Origin of the sequence: Streptomyces sp. NPDC051105 (assembly GCF_040682795.1) — a bacterium.
Taxonomy (GTDB): Bacteria; Actinomycetota; Actinomycetes; order Streptomycetales; family Streptomycetaceae; genus Streptomyces.
This window is the reverse complement of record NZ_JBFBBR010000023.1, coordinates 42,866-58,733: the sequence shown is the minus strand read 5'-3', so window position 1 is coordinate 58,733 and position 15,868 is coordinate 42,866. Positions and strand designations below refer to the sequence as shown.

The window sequence follows — 15,868 nt, the reverse complement described above, 5'->3', positions numbered from 1 at the left end:
CTCCGCTCCGACGCGCCCGTGCGCGCCCTTTCGACGCCCTCGACGGCCGGCCGGCCGCTCCGGCTCGCCCTGTGTCTGTCCCCGCTGCTCATCGCGGCGGTCTGGGGGCTGACCAACCAGGCCCTGCTGTACGAGGGGGTGGGCCGGCTCGTCCGCGCCGAACCCGCGTGGCTGCTGGCCGCGGGCGGTCTCACCTGCCTGACGTGGGTGGTGGCCGCCTGCATGCGGCAGGGTGCCGTTCCCGACCGGCTGCCGCCGGGACTGCTGCTGGCCTCGCAGTTCGCCGCCGGCGCCGCCAACCACGCGCTGCCCGCCGGACTGGGCGCACACGCCGTCACCGTCCGCTTCCTCCGCACCCGGGGCGTCCCCCTGGAGCGGGCCACCGCCTCGGTCGCCCTGTACTCGGTGGCCAAGTCGGGTGCGAAGGCGGTCGTGCTCATCGGGTTCCTGCTGTCCTCGTCCGCCTGGCGACGGCTGGGCGAACTGGTCCCGGACGGCGTGGTGCTGATCCCGGCGGCCGCCGTGCTCACCCTGGTGGGCGTGGCCGTGGCGGTCGTACGACCGCTGCGGCGGCCGGTCACCGGGCTGGTGCGGTGTGCGCTCACCGACGCCCGGACGGTGCACTCCCGGCCCTCCCGGGTGCTGGCCCTGTGGGGCGGGGCGACGGCGATGCCGCTGGTGCAGGCCGGCGTGCTGGCCTGCACCGGGGAGGCGCTGGGGCTCGGGCTGTCGTGGGCGCAGGTGACCCTGGCGTATCTGGCGGCGGGCACCGCGGGCGGGGCCGTGCCGGCGCCCGGCGGGATCGCGGTGGACGCGGCGCTGGTGTTCACGCTGGCCGCGTTCGGCTCCCCGGTCGCGGTGGCCACCGCGACCGTGATCGGCTACCGGGTGCTGACCGACTGGGTGCCGCTGCTGCCGGGCGCCCTGGTGCTGTCGGCGATGATCCGCGCCAAGGTGCTCTGAGGGCTCAGTCGCGGCGGGCCACGATCCGGTAGGCGTTGGAGACGCGGAGGCGGTAGGAGAGGGGCCGTACGGCGAACCGGTCCAGGAGGGTGCCGGCGATCAGGGCCGGGATGCCGGCGAGGAGCAGGGCGGCGCGGAGCGTCTTCTGCAGGGCGCCGGGCGGTGTCGGCAACCAGGGGCCGTCCTCGCGCGGGGCGGTGTGGTCCAGGGCGAGCCAGACGGCGGCCAGCAGGTCGACGGGGTCGTGCGCCTCGGCGTGCTGTTCGGCGACCACCGTGAAGCCCAGGTCGGTGAGGCGGGCGCGGAGGTTGGCGACGGGGACGAAGTGCAGGTGCTGCGGCTGGAGCCAGGGCAGCCACCAGCGGCCGAGGAGACGGGCGTAGCGGCTCTCCGGGTCGGGGACCTCGATGAGGAGGTGGCCGCCGGGTCGTACCGCCTGGTGGGCGGCGCGGAGTTCGCTGTCGGGGTCGGTGCTGTGCTCCAGGTAGTGGAACATGCTGACCACGTCGTAGCCGGCGGTGAGGTCGGGGGCCAGTTCGGGGAAGGCGCCCCGGTAGGCGCGATCCACACGGCCCTCGCGGGCGGCCAGTTCGACGCCGTCGGTGAAGTCGAGGCCGTCGAAGGCGGTGCCGGGCAGTACCTCGCGGGCGGCCTCGCAGAAGTGGCCGTGGCCGGTGCCGACGTCGAGCCAGTTCTTGGGGGTGGCGTCGTGCGGGAGCATGGACTCGGCACGGCCCCGGTACATCTTGGTGCGGCCGCCGAAGGTGCCGCTCATCTTCTTTTCGCCGAGGCCGTCGTAGAAGTCGCGGTAGTAGAATTCCAGGCCCGTCTCGTTCAGGCGCGGGTTCTGGAAGGTGTGCCCGCACTCCCGGCAGCGGTCCAGGAGGAAGCGGCCGGGCTTGTGCTGGAGCAGGTCGGTGGTGCGCAGCCGGGTGGTCAGCCGGTCGGAGCCGCACCAGGGGCAGGTGGTGCGGCGGGGTTCGAAGAAGCGGTCGACGCCGTCGGCCAGGTCCCGCTGGTAGGCGGAGCGCAGCGCCTCGATCTCACTCTGCTTGCTCATCGGGTCTCCTGAATCGCGAGTCGACTGCCAGGTCTTCCAGGTGGGTGGCGGCCACCGGTGCGCCGCCCGCGGCGCGGAACGCGGTGCGGATCCGGGCCGCCGCGGTGCGCGGGCCGGGCTCGTACAGGACGGTGTCGAGGGCCTCGCCCAGCCGCTGGGCGGTGACCCTGCCGAATCTGACCCGGATGCCCGCGCCGGCGTCGACGACCTGCCCGGCGATCACCGGCTGGTCGTCCCGGATGGGGGCGACGACCAGCGGGACGCCGTGCCACAGGGCCTCGCACACGGTGTTGTGCCCGGCGTGGCAGACGACCGCGTCGACCCTCTCCAGGAGCGGCAGCTGGGGCAGCGAGGGCAGGATCAGGATGTCCTTGTCGTCGCTCGCGGGAGGCAGGGTGCCGCCGGGGTCGGCCACCAACGCCTGTACCCGGTGGGCGCGTTCGCGTACGGCGGCCACGCACTCGGCCAAAAACCGCCCGCCGACGTCCGCGTTGGCGGTGCCGAGCGAGACGAGGACCCGCTCCCGGCTCGGGTCCAGCCACTCCCAGGGGAAGCCGTCGGCCACCGGCCGCTCCGAGATCGACGGGCCGACATGACGAACGGTCATCTGACTGGTAGGGCCTGCCAGTTCAGGGGTGGTGAAGGCCAGCGTCAGATACGGCGAGAAGCGCGGGTCGGCCGTGCCCGCCGGGTCGCCGATGCGGTTCCGGAGTTCCGTGAGCCGGGCCCGGAGCCACTCGGCGACCTTGGGGATGCCGTCGTAGGCGCCGCCGAACTCGGCGGAGGTGGTCGCGGAGGTCGCCCAGGGCAGGCCGAGCCGCTCGGCCACGAGGGCGCCGGCGAAGGCCTGTTGGTCGGCGACCAGGACATCGGGACGGAAGTCGTCGACGGCCCGGCGGACCCCGGGCGCCATCGCCTCGGCGAGCGGCACCAGGAACCACTCCCACAGGAACTTCAGCGCCTCCGCGCCGCGCAGGTCGGCGGGCCGTTCGCCCTCGGCCGTCCCCGCGCACGGGTACACCCGGGCCTGGGATCCCGCCAGCCGGCGCAGCAGCCCGGCGTCGGGGCAGACCCAGGCCACCCGGTGCCCGCGCGCAGTGAGTTCGGCGGCCACGCCGACGGCCGGGTTGATGTGCCCGACCAGGGGCGGTACGACGAAGAGGAAGCCGCTCACCGGACGCCGGCCGCCCGCGCCCCGCTGACCGAGTGGATCAGCTCCATGATGTGGCCGCCGACCGTGCCGGCGGCCTCGACCAGCACCGAGTGCTCGTGTCCGGGCAGCACCACCGACCGGAAGTCCGCCAGCAGGGCCTCCTTCAGCGGGACCACCTCCACCAGGTCCGAGTCACCGCCGTACACCCCGAGGACCGGGCAGCGTACGGCGCTGATCTGGTCCTCGGTCAGGACCCGGCTGGCCGGGATGTCCCGGCCGAGGGAGGTCTCGCGGGCGAGCCGGGCCGCGCCCTTGGCCAGGCGGGCGGTGTTGTGGCCGCGGTTCGAGGTGATCCAGGCGATCGCGTCCGACTCGTTGTGGGCGAGTTCGGTGACGACCCGGGTCAGGATGGAGCCGAGTTTGTCCGCCCAGGCGGCGGTGGCGGGCTCGGACTCGATCAGGGTGAGGCTGGCGGCGCGTTCGGGGTGACGGGCCGCGTAGCCGAAGGCGATGGTGCCGCCGTAGGAGTTGCCGACGAGGTGGACCGGGCCGGTGATCGACAGCTGGTCGAGCAGGGCCTCCAGGTCGTCGATGTTGTGGTCGAGGGTGTAGCCGCCGGCCGGCCGGCCGCTGCGGCCGTGGCCGCGCAGGTCGTACATGACCACGTCCAGGCCGGAGGCGGCGAAGGCGGGCGCCACGGTGAAGTAGTAGCTGGCGAGGCTATCGGTGAGCAGCCCGTGGACCAGGACCACGGTGGCGACCGGGGTACGGCCCTGACCGGGGCCCATTCTCTGCACGTGCAGCCGGATGTCTCCGGTATCGACGATCGCCATGGCTCAGCCCGCCTCCGTGGCCTTCAGGCTCCACACGACGTACTCCACCAGCCGGCCGACGGTCAGCCCGATGATCTCGTCGAACTCCATCCCGGCCAGGAACTCGGCGAAGTTGACCCGCTTGCCGTACCGCTCCTCCAGGAGCCCGGCGAGGGTGACCAGGTCGATGCTCTCCAGCTCCAGATCACGGTTGAAGGTGGTGCTCATACCGATCTCGGCGTCGTCGTCGCCGTACTCCTCCAGGAGGACACGGAGCATCCGGGTGAGGTCGGCGAGCACCGCCTCCTCGTCGGCGCGGACTTCGGGCTGGGTCGGATTCATCGCGGGTCCTCCTCTGGGTCTGCGGCTGCCGGTCCGGTGGTCCAGGCCACGACGTAGTCGCGGTCCGGCAGTGCGGGGGGATTGCGGACCGGCGCGCAGTGCACCGGGTAGACGCGTTCCAGCCGGCCCGAGACCAGCAGCCGGCTGCCGTCCGGGGCCGCCTCCAGGACGGCGAAGTCCCTCGGGCGGCCGTCGAATCCGGTGCCCTCCGCCTTGGCGACGGCCTCCTTGGCGGCCCAGAACCGGGTGAACCACAGCGCTGTGGAACCGTTTCCGGAAAGTCCGTGCAGCAGGTGCAGTTCGCCCGCGCCGAGGGCTGCCGCCAAAGCGGCCGGGTCGCGTTCGGTGACCTCTTCGATGTCGATGCCCGGGCCGGGTCCGGGCCGGTGCGGTCGTACGATCGCCACGGCCGCCTCGGCCCGGTGGGCGAGCGACACGTCCAGCGCGGGCAGCGTGCGGCCGTGCACGCCGGTCACGTAGGGGCGGCCCAACTCGTCGTTGCGAACCCGGAGTTCGGCGGGGAAGACGGGTCCCTCGCCGTGCTGCCAGAGCCACTGCCGGACCGCGTCCTTGGCGGCGATCCGGCCGAGCAGCCACTGTCTGCGGCCGCGCGGCGGGTGCTCGGCGTACTGCGAACGCTCGACTCCGCCGAGGGAGTTGCGCATGATCAGTTCACGGGAGGCGAGGTCCGGCCAGCGTTCGTGGACCAGTGCCCAGCCGCCCGGCCGCGCCTCGGAGAGGGTGTTGCGGTCGGGGAAGCGCTCGACGGGGCGGGTCTGCGGGTCGTTGTCGAAGCGCCGGTCCTGCCAGCCCTCGATCCGGGCCCACACCCGGTCCTCCACGGTCAGCTCCACGTCCGCCTCCAGGACGGTGTCGGTGAGCGAGGTGATCCGCACCAGGCAGCCGACTTCGGTGGCGGGTGCGGGATGCGGGCCGTGGAAGCGGATCTCCCGCATCCCCACCGGGAAGACGACGGTCCGCTCGGTGCGGGTGGCCATGATCCAGTAGCCGAGGATCTGGCCGACGTTGTCCAGGAGGGCGCCCGGGGCGGCGGGCGTGGTGATCACGCCACGGACGTGCCGGTCACCGATCGCGGTGAGTTCGGTGACGCCCTGGAACGCCGGGCCGTGGAACATCCAGCGCTCGGAGTAGAGCTGGGCGGCGGTGTGGTCGGGGGTGCGTTCGGGGGCCGGCGGTGGGGTGGGGGCGGTGGGCGGCGGCGCGTGGCCCGGGGCGAGTTCGACGACCGCGCGGGCGGTGGGCCCGAAGGCGACCAAGACACGGCCGGGGCCCTCGGGGGTGACGGTGACCGGGACGTCGACGGGAGGCGTGGCGGTGAGCCAGCGGTCGAACCGGGCGCCGTGCACGGCCACCGCCCGCAGTCCGGTGGCCTCCTCGGCCGCCTCCATCAGGTGCCGGACGATGGTGGTGGCCGGGACGACCGGCCACCGGTCCTCGATGTCCGGCCAGCCGGGGCGTTGCGGATAGAAGCAGTGGTCGAGCAGATGGGGCATGGTGTCCGGGGAGACCCGGACGGTGGTGGTGCGGCTCTCGGGGGCACGGGGGGCGGGCGGGGCCGACGGAACCGGTGCAACCGGTGCAACCGGCGGGGCCGGCGGAAGGGGCGAGGCCGCGGGAGTCGACAGGACCGCGGGAGCCGGCGAGGCCGGTGTCCGGCGTGCGGTGAGGAGGGCGACCGCCGTGTCCGCGGTGTCGCGCAGCAGCGCGCTGAGTTCGGCGGCGGCCGGGACGCGGACGGCCAGGTCGTCGAGCGGGGACGGACCGGTGGGGGCCTGCGTACGCCCCAGCTCGGCGCGGAGCCGGTGCAGGACCGGGCCGTCCAGGGACACCAGGGCGCCGTCCAGGTCGAGGCGGACGGGCGGACGGTGTCGTACCGGCGTACTCGCGCCGCTGGTGGGGGGGACGACCGCTACGACGGCCGGTGCCACGGACCCGCCCGCCGTCCACAACGCCGTCGCCACGCGCCGGAGTTGGGCGAGGCCGGAGCGGTGCGGGGAGTTGGCGGCGACGGCCAGGTGGTCGCGGTCGCCGAGGGTGTCGGCGATGAGGGAGGCGAGCTGGCCGGGGCCGGTCTGGACGAAGGTGCGGTGCCCGGCGGCGTACAGGGCCTCGACCAGCTGCCGGAACCGGACCGGCTCCAGCAGGTGCCGGACGAACAGCTCGCGTACCTCCGCCTCGGCTTGCGGGAAGGGGGCCGCGGTGGTGCCGGACCAGACCGGGACGGTCGGCCGGTGCAGCCGGAAGCGCTCGGCGGCCTCCTTGATGGGCGTCAGGTACGGCTCCAGCATCGGCGTGTGGAAACCGGACCGGAACGGCAGCACCTGGCACAGCACGCCGTCGGCGCGGAAGGCGCGGACGAAGTCCGCCACGGCCCGGTCCGGACCGCACACCATCGACTGGCCGGGCGCGTTGTCGTGCGAGAGGACGATCCCGGCGTCCGCCCAGTCGTCGTCCAGGGCGGCCAGGACCCGCTCCGCGGGGGCGCCGACGGCGGCGAAGGCGAGGCCCGGGACGGTGACCGCGTCAGGGTCGAACTCGGCCATGAACGCGTCCACCTGGTCGCCGGAGTAGAGACCGGCGGCGACCATCGCCGTCCACTCGCCGACGCTGTGCCCGGCGACCGCGTCCGGGACCACGCCCATCCGGCGCAGCGCGGTGTCCAGGAGCCGCCCCACGCCGACGACGCCGAACCCATGACGGCCTACGTCACCGACCCTTACGTCCTGAGGGGCGGGGCCGGTGACGGTGGGGAGGCCGAGATGCGCGGCGATGTCGTCGACGCGGGGAGTGAACTCGCCTTCCAGACCGGGGAAGACGAAGGCCAGCTTGCCGGTGTCGAGGAGCGGGGCGGGCCGGAACCACACGTCGTTGCGGCCCTGCCAGGCCCGGCCCTTGCCGACCGCGCGGCGGGCGAGGGCGAGCCGTTTGGCGGTGGGGTCGACGATGCCCAGGCGGGCCGGACCGGCCTCCGGGTGGGTTCGGTCGGGGGCGAGACCGGCGACGAGGACGGCGGAGTCGTCGGCGGCGAGGGCGGCGGCGAGCTGTTCGGGGGTGCGGGCGGCGAGCAGGAGGATGCGCTCGGGCTCGGTGACCGAGGTGACGTGCGCGGCGTGCGCGGCGTGCTCGACGGCTGCGGCACGCTTGCCGGGTGCCTCCTCCAGCACCACGTGTGCGTTGATCCCGCCGAACCCGAAGGCGTTCACCCCGGCCCGGCGCACCGGCTGGTCGGGGGCGGTCTCCCAGGGCTCGGCCCGGTCCAGGGTGCGGAAGCGGGTGTCCGCGAGGGCCGGGTGCGGGTCGTCGCAGTGCAGGGTGGGCAGCAGGGTGGCGTGGTGCAGGGCGAGGGCGGCCTTGACCAGCCCCGCGACTCCGGCGGCCGGCATGGTGTGGCCGATCATCGATTTCACGGAGCCCAGCACGGCCCGCTCGTCGCTGCCGCCGCGCGGCCCGAACACCTCGGCGAGGGTGGTGAGTTCCGCTCCGTCGCCGGCCGGGGTCGCGGTGCCGTGCGCCTCCAGGAGCCCGACGGAGTGCGGAGCGGCGGGGTCGAGACCTGCGGCCCGCCAGGCCTGGCGTACGGCGTGGGTCTGGCCGCCGGGGTCGGGGCTGACGAGTCCGGCGGTACGGCCGTCGCTGGCCACGCCGGTGCCGCGGATCACGGCGTAGACGCGGTCGCCGTCGCGTTCGGCGTCGGCGAGGCGCTTGAGGACGACGACCCCGGTGCCCTCGCCGATGAGGATGCCGTCGGCGTCGCGGTGGAAGGGGCGGATGCGCTGGCTCGGGGAGAGCGCGCGCAGCTGGGAGAAGACGCTCCACAGGGTGATGTCGTGGCAGTGGTGCACGCCCCCGGCGAGCATCAGGTCGCAGCGCCCGGCGGCGAGTTCGGTGACCGCCTGGTCGACGGCGACCAGCGAGGAGGCGCAGGCCGCGTCCACGGTGTAGGCCGGGCCGCGCAGGTCGAGACGGTTGGCGATCCGGGACGCGGCGAGGTTGGGCACCAGGCCGATCGCGGACTCGGGGCTGGCGGGCCCGAGCCGCTCGGTGAACGCCGCCCGCACCCGGGCCAGTTGGCCGGGGGTGAGGTCGGGCACCAACTCGCCCAGGGTGCGCACGAGTTGCCCCGCCGTCCGGACCCGCTGGTCGAGGCGGACCAGACCGGGCGTGAGATAGCCGCCCCGGCCCAGGACCACCCCGATCCGGTGCCGGTCGGGCAGCCGGTCCTCGCCACCCGCGTCGGCGATCGCGGCGGCGGCCACGTCGAGGGCGATCAGCTGGTCGGGCTCGGTGCCGTCGACGGAGTTCGGCATGATGCCGTACCGGGTGACCTCCACCTCGGCGAGGCCGTCCACGAAGCCGCCGCGCCGGCAGTACACCTGGTCGGGGACGGCGGGGCCGGCCGCCGAGCCGGGCCGGTAGTAGTCCGCGTCCCAGCGCCCTGCGGGCACCTCGCCGATCGCGTCCACGCCGTCGCGCAGGTTTCTCCAGTACGCGTCGAGCCCTGCGGCGCCGGGCAGCAGCACCGCCATGCCCACGATCGCGACCGGTGTCCGTCGGTCGTCGGTCATGTCACCAGCCCGACGCGGTGTAGACGACGGCCCGGACGGACTCCGCGCCCCAGGCGAGTTCGCGCAGCAGTGCGGCGGCGCCCTCGTCGGGGTCGATCAGCTTGATCCCGCGCCGGGCGTACTCGCGTCCCAGCTCCGGGCTGACCATGCCGGTGTGGCCGCCGGTCGGCGCCCACGGCCCCCAGTGCACGGTCAGTGCCCGGTTGCCGGTGCGGTCCGCCCAGTCGGCGCCGAGGCTCTCCAGGGCGTCGTTGGCGGCGGCGTAGTCGACCTGGCCGCGGTTGCCGAGGACGGCGGAGATGCTGCCGAACAGCACCGCGAAACCGGGCCCGTTGGGCAGTTCCTCGAGGGCGGCGAGCAGGGTGGTCGCGCCGCCCGTCTTCGTGCCGTAGACGCGCTGGAAGGACTCCGGCGTCTTCTCGGCGATCAGCCGGTCCTCGATCACCCCGGCCGCGAAGACGACTCCGTCCAGGCGGCCGTGGTCGGCGTGGATCTCCTTGACGGCCTGGAGTGCGGCGTCCCGGTCGCGGAAGTCCACGGCCCGGTAGCGCGCCTCACTGCCGAGCGCGGCGAGTTCGTCCAGGGTGGCGGTGATCTCCCGCTGGGCGAGGATCAGTTCGGTCTCCCGGTTGACCTCGGCGGGCTTGAGTCCACCCCGGGCCGCGAGGGCCGCGCGGAGTTCGGCGGGGGTACCCGCGGCGGCGGTGTCCGGGGCCTCGGGGCCGGTGGGCGCGGGGGTCCGGCCGAGCAGTTCGACACGGCAGCGGCAGGCGGCGGCGAGGCCGGCCGCGAACTTCGCGGTGATGCCCCGGGCCCCGCCGACCAGCAGCACCACGGAGTCCCGGTCCAGGCCGAGCGCGGCGGCCTCGGCGGCGCCCTCCCCGGCGGGTCCGGCGCCGGTGCTGCCGAGCGGGCCCAGCGGCACCTCGGTCAGCTCCAGGCCCTGCCGGCCGGCCGCGGTGTACAGGACGACGGGGGCCGGTTCGGGTGCGAGCAGTTCGGCGAGCAGTGCTTCGGCGACGGCGGCCGGTCCGGTGTCCGCGAGGGTCACGACCCGGGCGACCGTCTCCGGGTACTCCCGGGCGACGGTACGGAACAGCCCGTGCAGTCCGGCCGAGCGGGCCGCGTCCTCGCCCTCGGCGGGCCGGGCGGCCAGCAGCCAGCGCGGGCGGCGCGCCAGGGCCGATCGCAGCACGGGGAACGCGTCCGGCAGCACGGGGGTGTCACCGGCGGGCAGCGCGCCCAGGTACAGCACTCCGTCCACGGGTCCGTCCGCCTCGCCGAGCCGGTGGTCCGGGCCGACGGCCACGCACTCGGCGCCGTAAGCGGAGAGCCGTTCCGCCAGGTGGGCGCCGTCTCCGAGGATCACGAACCGCCTGCCGGACAGCAGGGCGGCCGGGTCGGCCACGGGGTCCGGCTCCGGCAGCGCGACGGGACGCATCTCGAACCGCTTCGGTGCCTCGCCCGGGGGGATCTCCTCGGCCGAAGCGGCCGCCGCCGGCTCGGCCGCCGTACCCGTCCTGTCCATGGTGCCGCCGGGGGTGGCAGTGGCCGTCTCCTCCTGCCGGCCGCCGCTGTCGACCCGCGCCCGCAGCCATCCGGTGACGGCCGCGGCCGTCCGCGCCTTGGCCAGTTCCTCCAGCTCGGCGTCGTCCAGGGTCTCCGCCCCGCCCGCGATACCGAGCCGCTTCGCCAGCTCCCCGGCGATCTCGGCCCGTTTGATCGAATCGATGCTCAGGTCCGCCTCCAGATCGAGGTCGGGCTCGATCATGTCGACGGGGTAGCCGGTGCGCTCGCTGATGATCTCCAGAACGATCCGCTCGACGTCGGTCTCCGCAGCCGCCCCGGCGGGCACGGCCGGCACGGCCACCGGTTCCGGCTGGGGTACGGCGATTTCGGCGGGCGCGAGTGCGGGGGCGGGAGCAAGCGCGAGAGCGGGGGCAAGTGCGGGCGCGAGTTGCTGCGGCGACACCGGCGCGGCGGGCACCGCCCCCGGTGTGGCCCCGAAGTAGGTGAGCAGCACATCGCGCTGCGCGGCGATCATCTCCCGGCTGGTGCGCAGGAACTCGGAGATCAGCGCGTCCCGGTCGGCCGGGGCGCCGTACGGCTGGTTCGTCGTCACAGTCGTCTCCACGACTCGTCGGGCCGGTGCGAGGGCACCGGGCAGGAGGTCTCCGGCGGCGGTGCGTACGAGCTGTCCGTCGACCGTCCAGCCGGGCCGCTTGGGCACCGGGGTGCGGACCGCGTCCACGGCGTCACGGCCGCGCAGCAACCAGGCGGTGCGTACCGGTGCCCCGGCCACGGCCAGCCGGGCGAGTGCGTCGAGCCAGCCGCGCAGCCCGCTGTCGGCACGGGGTTCGCAGGCCACCGTGGTGTGCGGGCGGTCGCCGAGGATCTGCCCGACGAGCCGGGTGAGGACGGTGCCGGGGCCGGCCTCGACGAAGACCCGCGCCCCGGCCTCGTACATCGCCTCGATCTGGGCGGCGAAGGCGACGGGGGAGCCGATCTGGGCGGCGAGTTCGGCGCGTACGGCACCGGGATCCGACGGGTAGGGGGCCGCCGTGCGGTTGGACCACACCGGGAACTCGGGCGGTCGTACGGGCGTCTCCGCGAGGACCTCCGCGAACCGCTCTCCGGCGCCGGCGACCACCGGGCTGTGGAAGGCGCAGGCCACCGGGATCCGCTTGGCGCCGAGCCCGCCCGCACGCAACAGCCGTACGGCTTCCGTGACTTCTTCCGTGGGCCCCGAGATCACGCTCTGCTGGGGCGAGTTGTGGTTGGCGACCACCACCGAGTCCGGGACCGAGGCGGTGCGCAGCGCGCGTTCGACGTCCTCGGCCGGGCCGGACACGGCGGCCATGGTGCCCGGTTCGTCGCCCGCGGCGGCCAGGATCGCGGCGGCCCGTTCGACGCTCAGCTCCAGGAGGGCCTCGGGGGTGAGGGCGCCGGCCGCGCCGAGGGCGACGAGTTCGCCGTAGCTGTGTCCGGCGGCCATGTCGGGGCGGACCCCGGCCGCCGTCAGCAGGGCGTGGGCGGCGAGGCCGGTGATGCCGAGGGCGGGCTGGGCGGCCCGGGTGTCGGTGAGGGCGGCCCGGTGGCGCTCACGGGTGGTGTCGTCGAAGGCGGCCGGCGGGTAGAGGGGGCCGGCGTGGGCCCGGCCGAGCTGGAGGTAGTGCTGCAACTCGGGGAAGGCCACGAGGAGGTCGGCGAGCATGCCGGGGCGCTGGCTGCCCTGGCCGGGGAAGAGGAACGCGACCTTGGCGTCGGTGTCGGCCGCCGGGTCGGCCAGGTGGAGGCCGGCGGCCGCGTCGTGCTCGCCCGCGAGGACCCGCCGCAGCTGCCCGGTCAGCTCGTCCGGGTCACGCGCCACCACCGCGGCCCGCACCGGCTCGTGCGAGGCGTCCGCGCGGCGGGCGGCGGCGAGCGCCAGGTCACGCAGCCGCCACGACCCGGTCTCGGCGGCCCGCAGGATCTCCTCGACGCCCCGGTGGGCGGCCTTCTCGTCCCGTCCGCGGAACAGGAACAGCTCGGCGGGCCAGAGGTCCAGCCCCTGCTCCGGCGGTACGACGCTGTCGTAGGCGCCGAGCACGACGTGGAAGTTGGTGCCGCCGAAGCCGAAAGCGCTGACCCCGGCGAGCCGTTCGGCGGCGGGGGTGGCCCACGGCCGGGCCTCGGTGTGGAAGGCGAACGGGCTGTCCTCTTCCTTCCAGGCCGCGTTGGGCCGGTCGAGGTGCAGGGTGGGCGGCTTGACCCCGGTGTGCAGGGCGAGGGTGGTCTTGATCAGCCCGGCGAGTCCGGCGGCGCACTTGGTGTGCCCGATCTGGGACTTGACGGAACCGAGCGCACAACCGCCGTTCTCGGCACCCGCCTCCGCGAACACCTCGCTGAGGATGGTGAGTTCGGTGCGGTCGCCGACGACGGTGCCGGTGCCGTGCGCCTCCACCAGGCCGACCTGCGCCGGGGACACGCCGGCGTTGCGGTACGCGCGGAGCAGCGCGGCCCGCTGTCCCTCGGGGCGCGGTGCGGTCAGGCCCAGGGAGCGGCCGTCGCTGGACGAGCCGAGTCCCTTGATCACGCCGTAGATGCGGTCCCCGTCGCGTTCGGCGTCGGCCAGCCGCTTGAGGACGACGCAGGCCACGCCCTCGCCGAGCGCGATGCCGTCGGCGGAGCCGTCGAAGGCGCGGGAGCGGCCGGTCGGCGAGAGGGCGTGCACCGAGGAGAAGAGGACGTAGTCGTTGATGCCGTTGTGCAGGTCGGCGCCGCCGCACAGCACGACGTCGCTGGTGCCGGCGGTGAGTTCCTTGCAGGCGACGTCGACGGCGGCCAGCGAGGAGGCGCAGGCGGCGTCCACGGTGTAGTTGGCGCCGCCCAGGTCGAGGCGGTTGGCGATCCGCCCGGAGATGACGTTGGCGAGCATGCCCGGGAAGGAGTCCTCGGTGAGCCGGGGCAGCTGCTCTTCGAGACCGTCGGGGACCTTGCCGTAGTAAGAGGGCAGTACGGCGCGCAGGGTGGCCGCGTTGGAGAGGTCGCTGCCGGCCTCGGCGCCGAAGACCACGGAGGTGCGGGAGCGGTCGAAGTCCCGTCCCCGGGTGCCGTATCCGGCGTCGTCCAGGGCGCGTCGGGCGGCCTCCAGGGCGAGCAGCTGGACCGGTTCGATGTGGCCGAGGGAGGCGGGCGGGATGCCGTAGCTCAGCGGGTCGAAGGGGATGGGGGGCAGGAAGCCGCCCCACTTGGAGGTGGTGGTGCCGTCGGTGTGGTGGACCGCCGGGTCCCAGCGCTCGGGCGGGACCTCGGTGACCGCGTCGTGTCCGGCGACCACGTTGGCCCAGAAGGTGGCGAGGTCGGGAGCGTGCGGGAACATGCCGGCCATCCCGACGATCGCGATGTCGAGCGGGGCGGGGGCGGGCGGCTCCTCGTACGGTTCGGGTTCTCGCCGCCGCTGGACCAGGAAGTCGGCGGCACCGTCGGTCACGGCGTGGTGCAGGGCGGCCACGGTGGTCGTCGCCGAGCGCAGCACGGCGACCTCGCCGGCCATGAACATCCCCTCGTTGAGCTGACGTTGCTCGTCGACCGGCGCCAGTTCGCCGCCGTCCGCGCGGTCGACGCCCTTGCTGGCGATGCGCAGCCGGCCGACATTGAGCCGCTCCAGTTCCTCCCACAGCCGTCGGTCCGGTACGCCGTTCGCCCGCAGTTCCGCCTCGCGCTTGTGGTAGCCGAGGGTGAAGGGGCTGGGCACGCAGCGGGTGGCGTGGCCGGGTGCGGTCTCCAGCAGGGCGGTCGAGGCGGCGGCCCTGACCTGGCGCTGGAAGAGGGGCTGGATCGCGCCCCGGTCCACGGCCTCCTCGGTGAACAGGTAGGCGGTGCCCATGAGCAGGCCGACGGCCGCGCCCCGGGCGGTCAGCGGCGCGGCGAGCGCGGCGACCATGGCCGCGGAGCGTTCGTCGTGGATGCCGCCGGCGAAGAACACCTCCAGGCCCTGGGCCTCCGGGAAGTCCTCCAGTACGGCGAGCTGGGCCTCCCACAGCGGGAAGCTGGCGCGCGGTCCGACGTGGCCGCCGCACTCGGAGCCCTCGAACACGAACCGGCGGGCCCCGGCCTCCAGGAACTGCCGGAGCAGCCCGGGCGAGGGCACATGGAGGAAGGTGCTGATCCCGGCCCGCTCCAGCGCCTCCGCCTGGGCGGGGCGTCCGCCCGCGATGATCGCGTGGCTGGGCCGCAGTTCCCGTACGGCGTCGAGCTGGGCGTTTCTGAGTTCCTCGGGGGCGAAGCCGAGCACGCCGACGCCCCAGGGCCGGCCGTCCAGTGCCGCCTTGGCCTCGGTGAGCATCTCCCGGGTGCGGGCGCCGTCGGCGAGGGCCAGCGCCAGGAAGGGCAGCGCCCCGTCGTCGGCGACGGCCGCGGCGAAGGCGGCCCGGTCGCTGACCCGGGTCATCGGGCCCTGGGCGACGGGCAGCCGGGTGCCGAGGGCGCGGCTCATGGCGGAGGTGGCGGGCCGTAACGCGTCCGGGGCGGACAGGCCCGGCCTCGGCGCGTCCGGGGCGGACGTCTCGGGCCGTACCGCGGCCGGGGCGACGGCACCGCCGCCCTCCCGGATCGCCGCCGTCAACTCCCGTACGGTCCGCCGTACATCGCCCCACCGCTCGGCGAACCGGGCGGCGAGGAAGCCGTCCTGCCCCACCGGCAGCAGCTGGGTGCGCAGGTCCTCGGCACCCAGCAGCGCGGCGACCGCGGCCGGGTCGCCGGCGGGCGGCCGCACGGCGTCCGGGCCGCGCCGGTGCAGTACCCGGTGACCGGCCACGACGGTCGTCTCGGCGCCGTCCAGGGAGCGCAGTACGGCCGCCGTCGTCTCGGGCAGCCGGGACTCGGCGAGGAGGGCCAGCTGGCTGTCCAGGACGACTCCGGCCGCACCGCCGGCCACCGCGGCCGCCGCGGTACGCGGCCCGATGCCTCCGCAGGCCCACACCGGTACGTCCAACTCGGGCGTGTCGAGCAGCTGTTGGAGCAGGACGAAGGTGCTCAGGCCGCCCACCCGGCCGCCGCTCTCGGCGCCCCGGGCGATCAGCCCGTGCGCTCCGGCCGCGACCGCCTCGCGGGCCCCGGCCAGATCGGTCACCTCGGCCAACACGCGGCTGTGGGACGCGAGTTGGCCGACGGTCCAGGGCGCGCCAGCGGCCAGGACCACCGTGTCGGGTGCCGGGCCGAGGTCCTGCGGAGCGAGTGCGCAGCCGGGGGCGACCCGCACGCCGTACGGTGCCGGCGCCGCCCGTTTCAGCCGGGCCAGCGCCTCCCGGGTTCTTCGGTCACCGCGCCCCAGGTCCAGGACACCGAGTCCGCCGGCGGCACAGACCGCGGTGGCGAGCCGGGCATCGGGTTCTCCGAAAGGGGTGATGCACATGATCAGGTCGACGGCACGCACAGGGGACGTCATGATGCTCCGAATAATCGGGAGGAC

The 15,868-nt window shown here is 74.9% G+C and carries 7 protein-coding genes; 1 reads left to right on the top strand and 6 read right to left on the bottom strand.

Going from position 1 to position 15,868, the window contains the following annotated elements; genetic code table 11:
- Positions 1–18: 18 nt before the first annotated feature.
- On the top strand, positions 19–963 hold the full coding sequence (locus tag AB0N16_RS38025) for a lysylphosphatidylglycerol synthase transmembrane domain-containing protein (RefSeq protein WP_365805091.1): 945 nt from the start codon (positions 19–21) through the stop codon (positions 961–963).
- Positions 964–967: 4 nt separating this feature from the next.
- Here AB0N16_RS38025 and AB0N16_RS38020 read toward each other — a convergent pair whose 3' ends face one another.
- Genes AB0N16_RS38020 through AB0N16_RS37995 form a run of 6 tightly spaced genes read right to left on the bottom strand, consistent with a single transcriptional unit; the run spans position 968 to position 15,844 of the window.
- Positions 968–2,023 carry a class I SAM-dependent methyltransferase gene (locus AB0N16_RS38020; RefSeq protein ID WP_365804981.1) on the bottom strand — a complete coding sequence of 352 codons (1,056 nt, stop codon included), beginning with the start codon at positions 2,021–2,023 and terminating at the stop codon, positions 968–970.
- Positions 2,007–3,197, bottom strand: a complete 1,191-nt coding sequence (locus tag AB0N16_RS38015; protein WP_365804979.1) for a glycosyltransferase — start codon at positions 3,195–3,197, stop codon at positions 2,007–2,009. The genes AB0N16_RS38020 and AB0N16_RS38015 overlap by 17 nt, the downstream gene beginning before the upstream one ends.
- Entirely contained in the window at positions 3,194–4,009 is an 816-nt protein-coding gene (locus tag AB0N16_RS38010; protein WP_365804977.1) for an alpha/beta fold hydrolase, read from the bottom strand. The genes AB0N16_RS38015 and AB0N16_RS38010 overlap by 4 nt, the downstream gene beginning before the upstream one ends.
- A 3-nt stretch (positions 4,010–4,012) precedes the next feature.
- A complete protein-coding gene (locus AB0N16_RS38005; RefSeq protein WP_351706099.1) occupies positions 4,013–4,330 on the bottom strand; it encodes an acyl carrier protein in 318 nt (105 codons plus the stop codon).
- A complete protein-coding gene (locus AB0N16_RS38000; RefSeq protein ID WP_365804975.1) occupies positions 4,327–8,916 on the bottom strand; it encodes a beta-ketoacyl synthase N-terminal-like domain-containing protein in 4,590 nt (1,529 codons plus the stop codon). The genes AB0N16_RS38005 and AB0N16_RS38000 overlap by 4 nt, the downstream gene beginning before the upstream one ends.
- Position 8,917: 1 nt before the next feature.
- Positions 8,918–15,844 (bottom strand): SDR family NAD(P)-dependent oxidoreductase, encoded by a 6,927-nt coding sequence (locus tag AB0N16_RS37995; RefSeq protein WP_365804973.1) that lies wholly within the window; start codon positions 15,842–15,844, stop codon positions 8,918–8,920.
- Between the last annotated feature and the right edge of the window lie 24 nt (positions 15,845–15,868).